Source organism: Thiospirochaeta perfilievii, from assembly GCF_008329945.1.
Lineage (GTDB): Bacteria > Spirochaetota > Spirochaetia > DSM-2461 > DSM-2461 > Thiospirochaeta > Thiospirochaeta perfilievii.
Genome location: NZ_CP035807.1, coordinates 1,897,986 through 1,915,850, shown reverse-complemented (window position 1 = coordinate 1,915,850; position 17,865 = coordinate 1,897,986). Strand labels below are relative to the sequence as shown.

The following is a 17,865-nucleotide window of genomic DNA, read 5'->3' as shown; positions in this document are numbered from 1 at the left end:
TTGGAGGAATAATGTCTTCGATTGAATATGATATATTCTGGTATGAAGCTATAAAACAGCTAAGAGAAGAAAACATATTAAGTGATCAAGAGTGTAGTATGTGGTTTAATAATATGAAATATTCATCCTCAAGTGAAAATTCAATAATATTAAGTGTTCCATCAAACTTTTATAAAGATCAAATTAAAATTAGGTATAGTGCTATTTTAGAAAAAAAGATTTTAGAATTATCTGGTACTCCTATAAATTTACAGTTCGATATTGTACAAAAGAGTAATACTGCAACTACTAAAACAGTAAATAGTCCTAAACCTAAAGTTAAAGTTATTGAAGAAGAATCATCGGAATCAAGTGATGATTATGAAGAAGAAGAGGTTCAAGAAAAAGAATATAAAGTTGTAGATGAAGATAGACAACATCATCAGCTTAAAAAAGAGTATACTTTTGAAAATTATGTTATTGGTGATAATAACTCTCTACCAACAAATGCTGGTAAAGCAATTGTTAATAACCCAGGAAAAGATTATAACCCATGTCTTATTTACGGAGGAGTTGGTTTAGGAAAAACCCACTTGATGCAAGCAATTGGTAATGGTATACATCAAAAACATCCAGATATGAAAATTGTTTATATCCCTGCAGAAACTTTTATAAACGAGTTCATTGATGCAATTGGAACTACAAAGGGTAAAGGAACAGGAACATCTCAATTTAAAAATAAATACAGAAAAGTAGATGTTTTATTGGTTGATGATATCCATGATTTTGTTGGTAAAAAATCAACACAAGAAGAGCTTTTCCACACATTTAATGCCCTTTATGACTCTAATAAACAACTTGTATTTACATGCGATAGACCTCCTAGTGAGTTAAAAGATTTTTCTGACAGATTAAGAAGTAGATTTGAGAGGGGATTAAACGTTGATTTATTACCTCCTGATTTTGAAACCAGAGTTGCAATTTTAAGAAATAAGGCTGTTTCAAAAAAAATTGAAATTTCAGATGATATTTTAAGCTATATGGCAAAAAATATAACAACTAATATTAGGGATTTAGAAGCTGCTTTAACAAAATTAATTGCTTATGCTGATTTAGTTGGAAAAAAAATTACTATGGAAGTAGCAAAGACACAACTAAAACATGTTTTTCAAAAACCTCTACAGTTAAATATTACAATAGATAAGGTTCAAAAAGTAGTTGCTGAGTATTTTAATGTTACTACTATAGATCTAAAAAGTAAAAAAAGAACAAAGGTTGTAACATTTCCTAGACAGGTTGCTATGTATATTATTAGAGAAATCACTGATTTTTCTACAACTGAGATTGGTTTAGAGTTTGGAGGTAGGGATCATACAACTGTAATGCATGCATGTCAGAAGATTGAAGATATGACAACAACTAACTCAACGTTAGAACCAACAATAAACAATTTAATTAGAACTGTAAAAGAAAGTGGTGGAAACTAGGTGTATAAACTAAGCTAAATTGTTAACAAAATATTTAAGGTGTTAATATGTGTAAAACGAGGTTATTTTGTTAACACTATATTAACAGCTTTAATTATATATTATATAAGAAGTTAGAAGGGTTATACACTTATTAAGGGACCCTACTACTATTACTACTAAATTTTTATAAATTAATAATAAAAGGAGAACTAATGAAATTCACTTGTAATAAGAGTATATTATTAAAAGAAATTTTGATTGCACAAGATATTATTTCTGGAAGAAATGCATTGTCTATTTTATCCAATGTTTTATTAGAAGTAGGTCACAATAAATTAACTATTAAAGCAACTGACTTAAAAGTAAACTTTGAAACTAAAATTCCAGTTCAAGTAATAGAATCAGGTAAAACAACAGTATTTTGTGATAAATTTTTAAACATTATTAGAAACTTACCTGAATCAGAAGTTGAATTTGAAAAAAATGATGATAATATACTTACTATAAAACCTATAGGACAACATATTGATTTTAAATTAAGATGTATTCCATCAGATAATTTTCCTGAAATAGTAAATGTTTCAAATGATAACTATTTTGAACTTCCACTTTTTGAATATAACCAAATGATAAATCATACTATTTTTGCTGTTTCTGACGATGAAACTAGATACTTTTTAAATGGAGTATTTTTTGAAAAGAGTGGTGATAAACCTTTAATGGTTGCTACAGATGGTAGAAGATTATCATATATTGATAGTGCAATTCCCTATGAAATAAATGATTTTGAAGGTGTTATAATACCTATTAAAATTTTAAATTTGATTAAAAAATTGTCAAATGGTGAAGGAAATATTTCTATAGCTATTGTTGATAAAACTATTCATGTTAAACTTGATAATCAAAAAATATCTTCAAGTTTAATTGAAGGACAATTTCCACAGTACTCTAGAATTACTACTGAAGTTCCAGAAAAAAAGGCCATTATTGATAGAAATAAATTTATGACTGCTATTAAACGTGTTTCATTATTAGCTGAAAGTAGATCTAGAAGAATTTTTGTAACTTTAGAAGATAATAAAGTTACTTTATTGTCCGAAGAGAGTGATATTGGAAATGCTAAGGAAGAGTTTGACTGTGAATATGAAGGTCCTAAAACTGTAATAGCACTTAATTATTTATACTTATTGGAACCTTTAAAATCAATTGAAGATGAAAACATAGAGTTTTGTTTTACTGATGAAGCAAGGCCAGTTATGATTTATTCTTCTCCAAAAAGTAATTTTTTACATATGATACAACCAATGCAGGTCGATTAAATATAATTGGGTTTTAAAGAACTTTACCTATATAACTTCAGGAATTACGATAATTTAAAAATAAATTTAGAGTATCCTGAAGTTTTTTTTGTTGGTAAAAATGGTCAGGGAAAAACAAATATTTTAGAATCTCTCTATTATCTCTGTTATGGTTCATCTTTTAGAACAAAAAATGACAACATCATTTTGAAGCATAATGAAAAACAGATGGCAGCAGCAGCTAAATTTTCGAAAAATGACAATAGTCTAAATAAAATTAGAATTCAATTTGTTAATGGTATAAAAAAAATTGAACTAAATGAAAATAATATTGTAGATAGAAGGGATATTATTTTTAACATGCCATGTATTATTTTTTGTCATGGAGATTTAGAGTTTGTTACAGGTTCGCCTGATAAAAAACGACTTTTTTTTGATCAGACTATTTCACTTCTGGATTCAGAATATGTCTCATTACTTAGAAAATATAAAAATATTCTTAAAAATAGAAATAAACTTCTGAAAACATCCAAAGATAAAAATTTAATTTCCATCTATACTGAACAGCTTATTGAATATGGTTTAATTATAACTAAAAAAGAGAAGAACTAGTTGATGATTTTAATGGGATAATTAGTAGCTTATTTCAGGATATTTCTGATTTAAATGGGAAATTAAGTGTTGAATATTCTCCATCTTGGAAAAGTTATGATCGAGGTGAAATTTGTGAATATATGAAGAACAAACTGGACTATGAAGTAAAAATGAAAACTAGTTGTTATGGTCCTCATAGAGACAATTTTAAATTTATTTTTGATGATAAAAACTTTAATAATTTTGCATCAACAGGCCAACTTAGACTAGCATCGCTAATATTAAGAGCTTCCCAGGGAAATTTTTATTATACAAAAACTGGAAGAAAACCAATACTTCTGTTAGATGACGTATTATTAGAACTTGATAATGAAAAAAGAACAAAATTTATGCAAAAACTACCCCCGTATGATCAGGCATTTTATACATTTTTACCTGATAGTTCTGCTTTAGAAGAGCATAAAGCAAAGATATATTATGTTAGTGAAGGAGGTATCTTTAATGAAAAAAGCTAGTGATTTACTAAACGTTTTTTTTGATGACTTGCAAAAATCTCAAGGTGAGCAGTATATTGACTTTAATAAGTCGTGGGAAAATATTATTGGTGAAAAGATAGGAAAAAACAGTAAAATTAAAGATGTAATCGATGGTAATTTAATTATTGAAATTGATCATACTGGTTGGAAGCAATTAATTTTGGCTAAGGAAAAACAGATTATTAGTAAAATTAATAGGGCTTTTCCTGAATTAAAAATTAAAAAAATAAAATTTCATTTTACGGATAGAAATAAGACTAAAAGTGAAGATAAGTTTAATTTTAGGGAAAACAATACCGAAAATGAGAATATTCAAGGAAAAAGAGAAGAAATAGACAAAGATTTTTTGTCATTACTGAAAAAAATGAGCAAAAGATCTGAAGTGTAATAATTAGATAGTTGACATTTGATTTATTATAAAAGTATATTACAGTCACTTGTTTTATTGAATTTTTAGAAGTGATTATAGATATAAGGAGTTATTCTAAGGTATGAAACGAACTTATCAACCAAGTAAGGTAAAAAGAAACAGAAAGCACGGTTTCCGGGCGAGAATGGCAACAAAAGCTGGAAGAGCTGTGTTAGCTAGAAGAAGAAGAAAGGGTAGAGCTAAATTATCAGTTGCTAATGAGAAAAACCCTTACTAGAAACGAAAGACTAAGTAAACAGTCTGATCTAAAAACTGTTTTTGCCACCGGCAGTAGAAGTAATACTGCAGGGGCAAAAGTAGTTTATTTAAAGAACAACTTATCCTATAGTCGTTTTGCAATAACTATAGTGAGAAAATTTGGCAATTCTGTCGAAAGAAATCATGCAAAGCGTATTTTTAGAGAATTATACAGATTAAATAAAGATAAAATTTTGACAGGTATGGATATTATTATTATTTTATATCCTGGTTTATATAACCAAAAAAAAGAGAATCTCAATTTTATAATCTGTTAAGCAAAGCACATTTGTACAAGAAAGTTGATGAATCGATGGGGAAATAATAATAATGGAAAAAAGAACAGTTCTTGCAATAGTGTTAAGTACAATTGTATTTTTAGGGTTTCAGGTTTTAAATACAAAACTATATCCACCAAATGAAACTGTAACCGAAAATAATACGGCAATAATTGAAACAAATGAAATAACTATAGAAGAAGATAAAATTGTAAACAATACAATTATCTCTATAGAAGATGAATCAAACTATAAAGAAGAGTTAATAAATCTAGATACTGATGTTTTTAATGTAACTTTTAATACAAAAGGTGCTAATATTAGTAGCTTAAAATTAAAAAATTATAAAGTTGATGTTGATAGAGACGAAGAAGTTGATTTAGTTTTACAAGAAATTGATAATAATTCACTCCTTGATATAACATTAAGTGATACAGTTTTTAATAAGGTTTTTTCTTATGAAAAATTAGACGATTATACATTTCAATTTAAAAGAACATTTACTCTTAATAAAAACAATGGAAATCAATCATCTCCTATAACTTTAATTAAGACATATAAATTTTTACCAGATGAATATATGTTTGAACTCAAAGTTACAATAAAAAATAGTGAAGATACTATTATTCCATTAAATAGTGATGGATCCTTATACTCTTTAAATGTTACTAAACAGATTGGCCCAAATTTTGAGAAATTGGATCGAAGAGAAGATTATAGAAAATTTTCAGTTTTTACAGATGGAAAAAGGGATGAACTAAAGGTTAAAAGAGATTTTTTAACTTTTGATGAAAAGTATGAATGGGCTGCTATAGAGGGTAAGTTTTTTACATTAGCAATTATTCCTGATAATAATAATCCTACTATTGACTATTCAACTACTAATATTGAAGGTAAAATTTCAAGTGAGCTTAACTTAAATAGATCAAATTTAAATAATTCTTACATTGAAGATACATACAAAATTTATTTAGGACCTAAAGATAAATCTATTTTAGAAAAATATAATAGATCTGATAAAAATGGTTGGAATTTAAAAGATACTAATATTAACAAGATTATAAACTTTTGGTTTTTAGGTATGTTTTTTATGTGGGTTTTAGAATTAATAAACGCACTTATCAATAACTTTGGTATATCTATTATTGTATTAACTATTTTAATTAAGATTATTTTATACCCATTTACTAAAAAAAGTTTTGAATCTATGGGGAAAATGCAAACTATTCAACCAGAAATTAAACTTTTACAGGATAAATATAAGGATGATCCGGCAAAATTAAATGCTGCTACTGCTGAATTATATAAAAAAGAGGGAGTAAATCCATTAGGTGGGTGTCTACCAATGTTATTACAAATGCCAATTTTTATAACATTTTACTCTCTATTTAATGAATACATAGGATTACGTGGTTCTACATTTATTCCAGGATGGATTATTGACCTTTCTAAACCTGAATATATATTCCAATTTGGTTTTGAACTTCCAATACTAGGGTGGGATGCCTTAAGATTATTACCAATAATTTATGTTGCAACTCAACTAATATCAATGAAGTTTACTCAAAATAATCAAAAAGGTAGTCCTGCTGGTGGTGCATCTGCTATGCAGACTAAAATGATGACGCTAGGTATGCCAATAATGTTTTTCTTTATTATGTATAATCAAAGTTCTGGTTTACTATTATATTGGATTACACAAAATGTTATTAGTTCTGCACAACAAATTCAGAGTAAAAAGAAATCTGATAAAGAACATGATTTAATTTTAAAAGAAAAATTAGAGAAGAAAAATAAAAAGAAAGGCAGAAAAAAATAGCGTAATTACTCAATAAAATTTACTTTAACCAGGAGTGTTAAAATTATGATAAGAGAATTCGCAGGAAAAACTGAAAAAGAAGCTATTGAAAAAGCTGTAAATGAATTAGGTCTAAAAAGAGACGAGTTTGATGTTGAAATAATGGAGACAGAGAGTAAGGGTTTTTTATTTAAAAAATCCTCTGTTAAAATTAGAATACATTATAATAATGATAATAATTCAGTGGCAGAAAATGATTTTGAAAAAAGTATAATTGATTTTACAAATCAAATTATTTCAAAAATGGGATACAATAGTAATGTTGTTATTCTTGAACGTTCAGAGACAAGACTAATGTTGGATATAATAACAGATGATTCTGCTATTATTATTGGAAAAAGAGGAAAAAATTTAGATGCGATACAGTTACTAGTTAATGTATATGCAGGAAAATTTATAAATAAAGATGAATCTTCTTTAAGAATTATTTTAGATGTTGAAAACTATAGAACTAGAAGAGAAGACAATATTGTAAGATCTGCTTTAAAAACAGCAGATATTGTATGCAGTACTAAAAGTTCGAGACTATTAGAACCTTTAAACCCATTTGAACGAAGGTTAGTACACTCTGCTTTAAATGAAGTTGATGATGTTATTACTCAAAGTGAAGGTGAGGGAACCTTTAAACGGATTAGAGTTATATATAAAGGAACTAGATAGATAAAAACCACCTTAGGGTGGTTTTTTTTGCTTGTGGATAACATGTTAATAAAAATGATAAGAAATGTATATTTTTCAATTAAATATATGTTAATATGTGGAAATTCACTACTTACATATGAAAAAACAGTATAAATATTCATATATTATGTATTTTAGCTATTTTTATGCATTAAAATGAATTCCCCTATATATTTTAATGAATTTAAATTCATTACTAATAAATAGGGAAATGTGGATAACTTGTTAATAAATATAACAAATTCACAGAAAATTTTAATATAGATTGTGGATAACTTGTTTATTCTTTAGAAATTATACTATTTACAAAACTCTTTACAATATTCACTAGAATTTCTTTTTCGTTATTATTGGGTAATAAGGTATTAAGATTTTCAATATTATCATTAAGCATTTTTAAAGCAATATTATTAGCTTCTTCAATTACTCCACTTTTTTCTAAAATTGAGATAGATTTTTCTACAAATTTTCTTCCTCTTTTTATTCCTTTTTTCTTTGCTTTGTCAATATTGTTTAGAAGTTTAGTATTATCATGTTTATTACAGTAGAGAATTACTGGTAAACTTTTTTTCCCTTCTACAATATCATCTCCTCTAAGTTTTCCAGGATTACCAGTAGTTATGTTTTTTATATCGTCTAATATTTGAAAACCTACACCTATTTCTTCCCATATTATTCTAATCTTTTCAGTTAAAGCAGTATCTACACCAGCTGCTATTGCTCCTAATTCCCCTGACATTGAAGCTAGACAGCCTGTTTTAAACTTGCACATCTGAATATACTCTTCAACAGTAGGTATCTTGTATAGATCATTATGCCATTGAATATCCATACCCTGACCAAAATGAAGACGTCTCATATTTTGGGTATAACTTTCATATATTCTTAATTTTAAACTATCAGAAATATTTAAATCATCGATTATTGTTGTTGGAATAAAATATAGATGATTTCCACTATTTATAGCCATATCATCTCCATAAATTAAATGAACAGCTTTTTTTCCTCTTCTTTGGGTAGCTTTATCTTCAATATCGTCAATTAGAAGTGTTCCATTATGAATTAACTCAACTATAGGTGTTAATATTAATGACACAGTCTTATCTCCATCTAGGCATAAAGATGTTAATAAAAGAACCATAGGTCTCCATCTCTTTCCTCCACGATATATAAGCTCATTAGCGGGTTTGTTTATAATATCTGATGACTCTATACTAATATTAGTATTTAAGTTTCCTACTGCCTTATATATCCAGTTTTTATCACATTTCAATGGTAAAACGGATAACATCTCATTTTCTATTTTTTCTAATAATATGTTATATTGTTTATTCATAATATTATTGTATTATAAATAGTTAGGAGTTGGTAGAATGGGAAGACGAGATAAATTGGATCACTATAGTTTAAAAGCTCAAAAAGAGGGATATCCTGCAAGATCTGTATATAAATTAGAGGAGATACAGAATAAATTTAAAATATTAAAACCTGGTCAAAAAATAATTGATGTTGGTGCTGCTCCAGGCAGTTGGACTATGTATGCGTTAAAAATTACTCAGGGAAAGGGTCTTGTTGTTGGAGCCGATCTAAAACCACTTAATCTAAAAAAAACATATCCAAATCTTTTTTTTATGCAAGGTGATGTTTTTAAAGAAGAAACAGTCAATTTTCTTTGTGAAAAAGGACCATTTGATGTTGTTTTAAGTGATGCAGCACCATCTACAACAGGAAATAGATTAACAGATACTTCTAGAAGTTATGATCTTGTTTTAGAAATTTTAAATTTAGCCGATAATATATTAAAACCTGGTGGAAGTGCTGTATTTAAGATATTCCAGGGTGAGGATTCAAAACTTATACTAGATAGAATGAAGTTGCTATTTAATGATGTTAAGACATTTAAACCTAAATCAGTTAGAAGCGAATCTTTCGAAACATATTTTATTGGATTAAATAAAAAATGAATTGTTTGAAAGTTATAAAGGTATGTGTTAAAATTAAGTAAATTATTTATTAACATTTAGTATAAAATATGAATATATAGATTAATTCAATATTATTAGTATATAATTAAATAAATTAGTAATATAAAAGTTTTAAATAAGAGGTTTTATGAGCAATGATAGCATAGTTCAAGGTTTCGATCTTGAGAAAGATGACAGTTTAAAAATAAATCTTCATGTAAGAGATGAGGCGCTAGTTCTATATCTTACTGGGTATATTGATACTTATAACTCAAACTTATTTCAAAAACGTATTGTAAAAGCTGTAAATGCTGGATTTAATAAATTAATTTTTCAATGCGGTGGTTTAAATTATGTTTCTAGTACTGGTATTGGTTCATTTACTGCTTTTTTAAAGCTAGTTAAAGGAAAAAATGGAGATTTAGTCTTAATTGATGTTCAACCAAAAGTATTTGAAGTATTTCAACTATTAGGTTTTTCTAAATTCTTTAATATTAAGAGAAACTTAGATGAGGCTATAGAGTTTTTCTCAAATACTGGATCATCAGCAGCTGAAAAAACAATATTTCCTAAAATTTTCAAATGTCCTATATGTTCAAAGAAATTAAAAGCAAGTAAATCTGGTCGATTTAGATGTAGTGAATGTAAAACTATTTTAGCTATAGATAAGACAGGTCAGGTTTTCTTAGGTTAATATATAAATTTATGGATAATATCATTTTTAGAAGTATTATCTTAATATTTATTACTTTCTTCTTAACAATTTTTATATTCTTTCTTAATGGAAATATATATTCCAGTTATCAATTTTTATATATATCTAAATATTTAATATATGAAACAAAGGGACTATTTTTTATATTTAGCCAATTTATCTTCATTTTAGTAACTAAGAATAAATCCACAACAGATATTATCATAAATACACTTGTAAATTGGATATTGTATCTTTTGTTATCAAAATTTTTTGTTGATAATGATGCATTTAGAATTACTCTTAGTATAAAACCTGAATTGTTCATAGATAGAGGTGAATTTAATATAAAACAATTTAGTTTTTTAAATTTGTCCTTTGTTAAAGATGTCCTTTTAGATTTTCAAAAGTGGGATTTAACAAAATATATTATACCTACATCATTTGTTATACTTTTTTTTAATAACTCCCTTCTCTTATATATTGATAGAGTATTTAAACAGAGTTTAATAATATTAACTTTAACTATGTTTTGTTTTTTATTCTTTTTTATCTATATATGGGATTTTTATTTGAACTCTACCATTTTATTGATGAGTCTGTATCTATTAAAAAAATCGGAGATAAGATGAATAAATATCTAAAGATTATTCTATTTTATCTTTTATTTTTTGGTCTTTTTTTTCTATTTCTTTTTACTATTTCACTAGGGTCTTTATCAAAATCATTAAGTTATTTTAGCTCTCTTTATTTATATTTTAACCTTGTTTTTTCAACCTTTTATTTTTATTTTAATAGAGACTCTAATAGGATTTCTATTCTAATTGTCTCTTGTTTATCTCTTGTTTTCACACTTATTATGTGTGAAGTTATTTATCCAAATATTTTAAAAAAAAATATTTCTCTACCAAACTATATAACTGAATTTGATAATAATTTTAAAATTAGTAAAGTTGTAAGTACTTCTGATCAAATACTTAAAAATAATTTGGAAAAGGCTAGAGATTATTTAGAAAAAAAAGAGTATACCAGTGCTTGGATTTATGCAGATTTAGAATCATATAACAAGGAATTACAACGGGATATAGAGTTAATAAAAAAAGAAGCAATAAAAGGTATGTTAACATTAGGTTTCGACGTAGATGATAAGAAATACATAGAGACCATAAGATATAAAAACTTAATTAATCAAAATAAAATTTTGGAGGCATACTACTTTTGTCTAGAAAAATTGAATAACTCCATTGTTGATCAAGATTTTGAAATAAAATTACAGAGTTGTTATACTATTTTGATTGATGATTATTACTCCATAGATAGGGTTCTAGATAAGTTAAATAGTTCAGGTTATAGTGATATTAGGTTCTACTCTATAGAGGATGGTGTAAAACTATTTACAATAGAAAAATTAGTAGAAGATGATGGTGAGTTCTTTTTACAGAATGTAAAAATAAATAGTAAGTTCTACCCATTTTTATATATTGATAAATCTAGTAAAATTTATTCATCGGGCTTTAAAGAGGACTATGAATTTGTATATAATTTTGATAAACCTAACCTACCAATTAAACCAGAAGACTTGAAACTTTTTTCAAAGGAACTACTAGAACTATCAACTTCTTCCCTTCACTTTAATATAAAGGTTCTCTCCTTACAATCTACTAAATATTTTAAAGAGAGCAAACTGAATAACTTATTATTAACTAGGTTTGTATCATACTTATCAATATTGATACTGTTTTTTATGTCTTTTGTTTTTATAGATAATAGGGGATTTGTAGACTATTTTTTTGCGTATTCAATCTCTATATTAAGTATTAGATGGTTTATAAAAAGGATAGGCCTAATCCTTATTGATTCAGGATTAGGCCTATCTTTAATTATAATAAGTATATTTTATATATTAATACTAGCAGTTTTAATTAAAAAATTTAATCCAAAACACGTTCTATCTTAGCTCCAAGATTTGTTAGTCTTTCAGCTATGTTTTCATAACCTCTCTCAATTTGATAAACGTTTTGAATAGTACTCTTACCTTGGGCACATAGGGCAGCTATAACCATTGTCATACCAGCTCTTACATCTGGGGAGACTAAATCAGCCCCATTTAATTTTCCAGGACCGTTTACAACAGCTCTATGAGGATCACATAGAATTATTCCTGCCCCCATGGAGTTTAGTTTATCCACAAAAAACATTCTAGAATCAAACATTTTATCGTGTATCAACACAGTTCCTTCTGCCTGGGTTGCAACTACCACCATTATGCTCATTAAATCCGGTGGAAAGTTTGGCCATGGACCATTAGAAATAATTGGAATTTTATTACCCATATCTCTAATTATTTTAAGTGGTTGATTGGCAGGTACATATATATTATTTTCATCTTGTTCCCAATGAACACCTAGCTTATTAAAGGCTATTTTAGCATTCCTCATATTTTGAGGATCTGCATGAGTTATTTCTAACTCTCCATGGGTAACAGCTGCTAAACCAATAAATGATCCTACTTCCATAAAATCGGCACAAATTTCAAATTCACACCCTTTTAACTTCTTTTTACCAACAATTGTTAGAGTATTTGATCCAATTCCTGTAATTTCTCCACCCATAAGATTTATCATATTACATAGATCTTGAACGTGGGGTTCAGAAGCAACATTTCTAAATACAGTTGTACCTTTAGCTAAACAAGCTGCCATTATTGCATTTTCAGTAGCAGTAACAGATGGCTCATCAAAGAATATATCCTTACCTACAAGTTTATTAGCCTCTAGAGTAAATAAACCATCAACTGTTAATTGTGCTCCTAATGCATTTAAAGCAATAAAATGAGTATCTAGTCTTCTTCTTCCTATTACGTCACCACCTGGAGGAGGAAAAACAGCCTTACCAGTTCTTGCTAATAGTGGACCAGCAAAAAGTATTGAAGCTCTAACCTTTTTTGCTTTCTCTACTGAAATTTCACTAGTTTTGATATTTAAAGTTTGAATTTTAAATGCATGGTGTCCAATTTTTTCAACACTACAACCTAAATCTCTTAATATATCAAATAAAACTAATACATCTTCTATCTCCGGAATATTACGTAGTATAACCGGTTCATCTGTTAATAGAGCGGCTGTAATACATGGGAGTGCCGCATTTTTGTTTCCATTGGCCTTTATTTTCCCACCTATAGGAAAACTACCTTCAATTATATACTTGTGCATAACGAAACTTTACATTCCATATTACTCAGTGTCAATTGAATTACTTTATCTATTTATAGATAGAATAAAAAAATATTTTATATTATTTTATATTATACCTTAATTCGAGGCGGTAAAATGGAAGTATACAAGTTTGGTGGAACAAGTGTTGCTAATGCAACTAGAATAAAAGGAGCACTTGAAATTGCAATTAATAATGGTGTTGAGGTAGTTGTATTCTCAGCAATGAAGGGTGTTACTAATCTTTTAATTGAGTGTGCTGAATATGCTGAAAATGGAAATAAAACATATAAAGAGTGTTTAGATGAAATTAGAGAGAAGCAGTATAATGCCATAAATGAACTATTTACAGATGAGAATAGAGAGAATGTAGACTCTTTAATTTTTACTCTTATTGATGAATTAGAAGATATTTTAAGAGGTGTAGAACTTGTTAAAGAGTGTTCTATTAGAAGTCTTGATTTTATTTGTAGCTTTGGTGAAAGATTAAATTGTACTTTAATAACAGAGTATCTTAACTCTATTGGTCAAAAGGCATACTTTATTGATGCTAGAAAGGTTATAAAAACTGATAGTAACTTTGGATCAGGTAATGTCAATTTTAAATTAACTTACGATCTTATTAACAAAAAAATTGATCCAGAAAAGGGTATGGCTGTTGTTACTGGATTTATAGCATCAACAACTGAGTGTATTACTACAACTCTTGGAAGAAATGGTAGTGATTATACAGCTGCAATTATTGGTGGAGCTTTAGATGCGGATAGTGTTCAGATTTGGACAGATGTAGATGGGGTTTTAACTGCTGATCCACGAATTGTCAAAAACGCTTATGTGGTTCCTGAATTATCCATTGCTGAAGCTATGGAGATGTCATATTTTGGGGCTGAGGTTATTCATCCATACACTTTAAGACCTGTTGTAGAAAAAAATATTCCGGTATATATAAAAAACACTTTAAATCCTAATGCTCCAGGAACTTTAATTTCAAAAACTGTTGGAAAAAATCCAAATGAGATTACTGGTTTAGCCTCTATTGATAGGGTTTCAATTATAAATATTGAAGGTGGTGGTTTAATGGGTATGCCAGGGATGGCATCTAAAATATTTGAGTCCCTTGCAAAGTCTGAAACAAATATAGTTATGATTACCCAAGCTTCTAGTGAACACTCCATTTCAATTGTATGTAGAAGCGGTGAAGTTGAAGCTGCTGTTAAAGCTCTAAATGATGATTTAGAAATGGCCATTAACCAAAAAAAGATACAAAAAATCGATGTTATAAACAACCTTGAGATTATTGCTGTTATAGGAGACAATATGAGAGGTAGAATTGGTTTTAGTGGTAGGCTCTTTAGCTCCCTAGGGGATGAAGAGGTTAATGTTTTAGCTATTGCCCAGGGATCTACTGAAAAAAATATATCATTAGTTGTTAAGTCTGAAGAGAAAGAGAGAGCTTTAAATGTAATACATAAGACTTTCTTAGGTTAAGGAGTATATATGAAACTATTTAGTACAAGGGATAATAATCATAAAAGTATATATAAAGATGCCATTTTTCAGGGGTTAACCCCTGATGGTGGACTATACTTTCCAGAATCATTTCCAGATATGAGTGATTTTATAAAAAACTGTCACGGTATGTCATTTAACTCTATTGCTGAACATATAGTTTATGAGTTAATTAAAGATGAAACATCTAAGGATTCTGTAAAAAGAATTGTAAATAATGCATTTACTTTTAAACCTGAAATTATGAGGGTCTCAGAAGATATTTCTATTTTAGAGTTATATACAGGTCCTACATGTGCTTTTAAAGATTATGGTGCCTCCTTTTTAGCATCTTCAATGGAAGAGTTTTTAGGGGATAGAAAGGAGAAGGCTGTAATATTAGCAGCAACTTCTGGAGATACAGGTTCTGCTGTTGCTAAGGCTTTTGAAGGTAAAGATAATATAGAGGTTGTAATCTTATACCCCTCTGGTAAAGTTAGTCCATTACAGGAGAAACAGCTAACAACTATTGGTGGGAATATTACCGCATTAGAGGTTAAGGGAACTTTTGATGATTGTCAAAAAATGGTTAAAGAGGCATTTGGGAATAAGGATTTAAAATCTAAGGTTAATATTACTTCGGCAAATTCTATTAATATTGGACGTTTAGTTCCCCAATCACTATATTATATATATGCTTATTCCCAGCTTAAACCTGGTAGTGATCTAATGTTTACTGTCCCATCAGGGAATTTTGGTAATTTAACAGCTGGTCTTTTTGCAAAAAAATGGGGTCTACCTGTAAAACAGTTTATAGCTGCTACAAATAATAATAAGATTGTTCCTGAGTTTTTAGATAGTGGTATTTATAATCCAAGGCCTTCTGTACAAACTCCATCTAACGCTATGGATGTAGGTGCTCCTAGTAACTTTGAAAGAATGATGACTATGTTTGATTCAAATGTTGAAAACTTTAGAAAAGTTATTAAAGGGGACTTTGTAAATGATGAAGATACTATTAAAACTATGCAGAGATATTACAGTGAAAGGGGTCAAATATTAGATCCACATACTGCTGTTGGTATTTTAGCAACAGAGAGATTCCAACAAGCTAATTCTGAAGCTAAAAAATATAACTCTTTAGTTTTATCAACAGCTCATCCTGGTAAATTTGTAGAAGTTGTTGAGGATGCTATAAAAGTTAGTCCACAACTTCCAGCAGCTTTATCATCACTTCTTAATAAAGAGAAGGTTTCTACAGTAATAGGAAATGAATACTCAGAACTTGAAAAATTTTTAGTAACTAATTATTAAACTTAGAATTTAGATATAAAGAGGTCCTAGAGGCCTCTTTTTTTTATAATAATGTAAAAATATCAGATAATTTATCGATATTATATCTATTATCTTTAACTTGACCAAAACCATAAGTAGCAAAGATAAACGGGATATTATTTAGTTCGGCAGCTTTTAAATCCCCTGTGGTATCCCCAACATATAGAGTACTTCTTATACTATTTCTATTAATTATACTTTCTATGTTTTCATTTTTAGGTCTACCTGTATTTCCTGAACACTCAAAATCAATAAAATACTTTTCTAATTTATGGTATGAAAAAAATGCCTCAATATAACCTGATTGACAATTGCTCACAATATAGAGGTTGTAGTTTTTAGATAGTTTTGATAATACTTCTTCTAAATCACTATATAAGTCTCCTCCATACTGTTTAATTGCCTTGTTTTCATACTCAAAACACTCATTCATTATATTATTTGCTAATTCTACTTCTAAGTAGGGAAATAATTTTTTACTAATTAAATCGTGTTGTAAACCAAATAATGATTCAAGGTCAGTTTTAGTTATATCTTTTGTTACTTGCGGATAACTAGATATAACTTCCTTCCACGCTTTTAATATAACGTTTGATGGATCCCATAGTGTTCCATCTAAATCGAATATAATACTATCTATAGGCTTTTTTAGTTTTATCAATTTTTTCTCCATGGCCAAACTCTACAATTATTACAACTTTTATTGCAACACAATAATATTAAAGAGGTCTTTTTGGGAATAATTTAAAAATAGAGAGATATTCTTAATTAATATAGTAAATAATTATAATGGTTTATCTGAAGGATCAGAAGCCAAGGCTTTTTTGCCTTTTTATACTACAATACAGATAGGTTCAGGTTTAATTTTATGTTGGCAGATAATGTTTGTACATAATGGATCTATTTCCATCTCTAAACTAGAAGATGGACCAAAAATATCCTTACTCTTTCCATTGCTGAATTATAAAATATGTATTTATTATACTACTTGTATGGATGAGAAGATTGTAGAATTAACTAACATATTAAAACTAAAGGGTTACTCTTTTAGAACTATAAAGGTATATAGCAGCAATATTTCAAAGTTTATATCCTTGGGATACGAATTTACAAAAGACAGCATAAATAGCTATATTTTAGAATTAATAGAGTCTAATAGATATAAAGAGAATACAATAAACCAGATAATTAATTCTATTAATTTCTATTCTAAATATGTAGATAAATGTGGAATAAAATGTGGCATAGGTTTCTTGAAAAAGCAGAAGATTCTTCCTGAGGTTTTAAGTATAGAGGAAGTCAAAACAGTAATAAACTCTATATCAAATTTAAAACATAGGGTCATTTTTACCTTGATTTACTCTTCGGGGCTAAGGGTTGGAGAAGTAGTAGTTTTAAAACCTGAGGATATTGATACAGGTAGAAACCTTATTCATATTAAAAGAGCTAAAGGTAAAAAAGATAGGTATACTTTGTTGTCCAATAAAGCCAAAGAACTTTTTAATTATTATATAGATATGGAGAAACCAAGAGATTATTTATTTCCGGGTGCTAAATATAGTTCTCATATTTCAATTAGATCTGTTCAGGCCATAATGAACAGGAAGGTTAAGGATCTAAATATAAAAAAGCATGTTAGAGTACATTCTCTAAGACACTCTTTTGCTACTCACCTTCTTGAACAGGGCACAGACATTAGATATATTCAGGAACTTCTAGGTCATAAGAACATAAAAACCACAGAACTTTATACACATGTAGCTCTTCCTAATATTAGAATGATTAAAAATCCTTTGGATTAAAAAAAGTATT

General features: G+C 28.1%; 19 protein-coding genes. 15 read left to right on the top strand and 4 right to left on the bottom strand.

All coding sequences use genetic code 11. The features are described 5' to 3' along the window. Positions 1–11: 11 nt before the first annotated feature. From dnaA to jag, 9 genes are all read left to right on the top strand, one after another. Positions 12–1,466 (top strand): chromosomal replication initiator protein DnaA, encoded by a 1,455-nt coding sequence (gene dnaA, locus EW093_RS08715; protein WP_149568023.1) that lies wholly within the window; start codon positions 12–14, stop codon positions 1,464–1,466. Positions 1,467–1,660: 194 nt separating this feature from the next. Next, positions 1,661–2,767 carry a DNA polymerase III subunit beta gene (gene dnaN / locus EW093_RS08710; RefSeq protein WP_149568022.1) on the top strand — a complete coding sequence of 369 codons (1,107 nt, stop codon included), beginning with the start codon at positions 1,661–1,663 and terminating at the stop codon, positions 2,765–2,767. Positions 2,768–2,773: 6 nt separating this feature from the next. After that, a complete protein-coding gene (recF, locus tag EW093_RS08705; RefSeq protein WP_149568021.1) occupies positions 2,774–3,358 on the top strand; it encodes a DNA replication/repair protein RecF in 585 nt (194 codons plus the stop codon). A 122-nt stretch (positions 3,359–3,480) separates the two neighbouring features. Then, positions 3,481–3,855, top strand: coding sequence for a P-loop NTPase family protein (locus EW093_RS08700; protein ID WP_149568020.1), 375 nt, complete (start codon positions 3,481–3,483; stop codon positions 3,853–3,855). Then, a complete protein-coding gene (locus EW093_RS08695; RefSeq protein WP_187759651.1) occupies positions 3,842–4,264 on the top strand; it encodes a DciA family protein in 423 nt (140 codons plus the stop codon). The genes EW093_RS08700 and EW093_RS08695 overlap by 14 nt, the downstream gene beginning before the upstream one ends. Before the next feature lie 103 nt (positions 4,265–4,367). After that, positions 4,368–4,523, top strand: a complete 156-nt coding sequence (gene rpmH / locus EW093_RS08690) for a 50S ribosomal protein L34 (protein WP_149568018.1) — start codon at positions 4,368–4,370, stop codon at positions 4,521–4,523. Further along, positions 4,504–4,821: a ribonuclease P protein component gene (rnpA, locus tag EW093_RS08685; protein ID WP_149568017.1), complete on the top strand. Its 318-nt coding sequence runs from the start codon at positions 4,504–4,506 to the stop codon at positions 4,819–4,821. The genes rpmH and rnpA overlap by 20 nt, the downstream gene beginning before the upstream one ends. A 52-nt stretch (positions 4,822–4,873) precedes the next feature. Beyond that, a complete protein-coding gene (gene yidC, locus EW093_RS08680; protein WP_149568016.1) occupies positions 4,874–6,640 on the top strand; it encodes a membrane protein insertase YidC in 1,767 nt (588 codons plus the stop codon). A 45-nt stretch (positions 6,641–6,685) separates the two neighbouring features. Continuing rightward, on the top strand, positions 6,686–7,339 hold the full coding sequence (jag, locus tag EW093_RS08675) for an RNA-binding cell elongation regulator Jag/EloR (RefSeq protein ID WP_149568015.1): 654 nt from the start codon (positions 6,686–6,688) through the stop codon (positions 7,337–7,339). Between the two features lie 301 nt (positions 7,340–7,640). Here jag and EW093_RS08670 read toward each other — a convergent pair whose 3' ends face one another. Continuing rightward, positions 7,641–8,696, bottom strand: a complete 1,056-nt coding sequence (locus EW093_RS08670) for a polyprenyl synthetase family protein (protein ID WP_149568014.1) — start codon at positions 8,694–8,696, stop codon at positions 7,641–7,643. Between the two features lie 37 nt (positions 8,697–8,733). Between EW093_RS08670 and EW093_RS08665 the strand changes: the two genes are divergently transcribed. After that, positions 8,734–9,324: an RlmE family RNA methyltransferase gene (locus EW093_RS08665; RefSeq protein ID WP_149568013.1), complete on the top strand. Its 591-nt coding sequence runs from the start codon at positions 8,734–8,736 to the stop codon at positions 9,322–9,324. A gap of 148 nt (positions 9,325–9,472) precedes the next feature. Then, on the top strand, positions 9,473–10,018 hold the full coding sequence (locus EW093_RS08660; protein WP_149568012.1) for an STAS domain-containing protein: 546 nt from the start codon (positions 9,473–9,475) through the stop codon (positions 10,016–10,018). 109 nt (positions 10,019–10,127) lie between these two features. On the opposite strand, the gene EW093_RS08655 is transcribed toward EW093_RS08660, so the two are convergent. Then, complete coding sequence (locus EW093_RS08655; RefSeq protein ID WP_149568011.1) at positions 10,128–10,346, bottom strand: hypothetical protein; 219 nt, start codon at positions 10,344–10,346, stop codon at positions 10,128–10,130. Positions 10,347–10,577: 231 nt separating this feature from the next. On the opposite strand from EW093_RS08655, the gene EW093_RS08650 reads away from it, so the two are divergent. Continuing rightward, entirely contained in the window at positions 10,578–11,975 is a 1,398-nt protein-coding gene (locus EW093_RS08650) for a hypothetical protein (RefSeq protein WP_149568010.1), read from the top strand. Here the strand turns inward: EW093_RS08650 and murA are convergent. Then, positions 11,950–13,230, bottom strand: a complete 1,281-nt coding sequence (murA, locus tag EW093_RS08645) for a UDP-N-acetylglucosamine 1-carboxyvinyltransferase (RefSeq protein ID WP_149568009.1) — start codon at positions 13,228–13,230, stop codon at positions 11,950–11,952. The genes EW093_RS08650 and murA overlap by 26 nt on opposite strands. A 117-nt stretch (positions 13,231–13,347) precedes the next feature. Here murA and EW093_RS08640 point away from each other — a divergent pair, with 117 nt between their 5' ends. Further along, complete coding sequence (locus tag EW093_RS08640; RefSeq protein ID WP_149568008.1) at positions 13,348–14,718, top strand: aspartate kinase; 1,371 nt, start codon at positions 13,348–13,350, stop codon at positions 14,716–14,718. A 9-nt stretch (positions 14,719–14,727) separates the two neighbouring features. Next, positions 14,728–16,032: a threonine synthase gene (gene thrC, locus EW093_RS08635; RefSeq protein WP_149568007.1), complete on the top strand. Its 1,305-nt coding sequence runs from the start codon at positions 14,728–14,730 to the stop codon at positions 16,030–16,032. A 43-nt stretch (positions 16,033–16,075) separates the two neighbouring features. Here thrC and EW093_RS08630 read toward each other — a convergent pair whose 3' ends face one another. Then, positions 16,076–16,726 (bottom strand): HAD family hydrolase, encoded by a 651-nt coding sequence (locus EW093_RS08630; protein WP_223111591.1) that lies wholly within the window; start codon positions 16,724–16,726, stop codon positions 16,076–16,078. A 319-nt stretch (positions 16,727–17,045) separates the two neighbouring features. Between EW093_RS08630 and EW093_RS08625 the strand changes: the two genes are divergently transcribed. Then, positions 17,046–17,855: a tyrosine-type recombinase/integrase gene (locus tag EW093_RS08625; protein ID WP_187759650.1), complete on the top strand. Its 810-nt coding sequence runs from the start codon at positions 17,046–17,048 to the stop codon at positions 17,853–17,855. Positions 17,856–17,865: the final 10 nt, after the last annotated feature.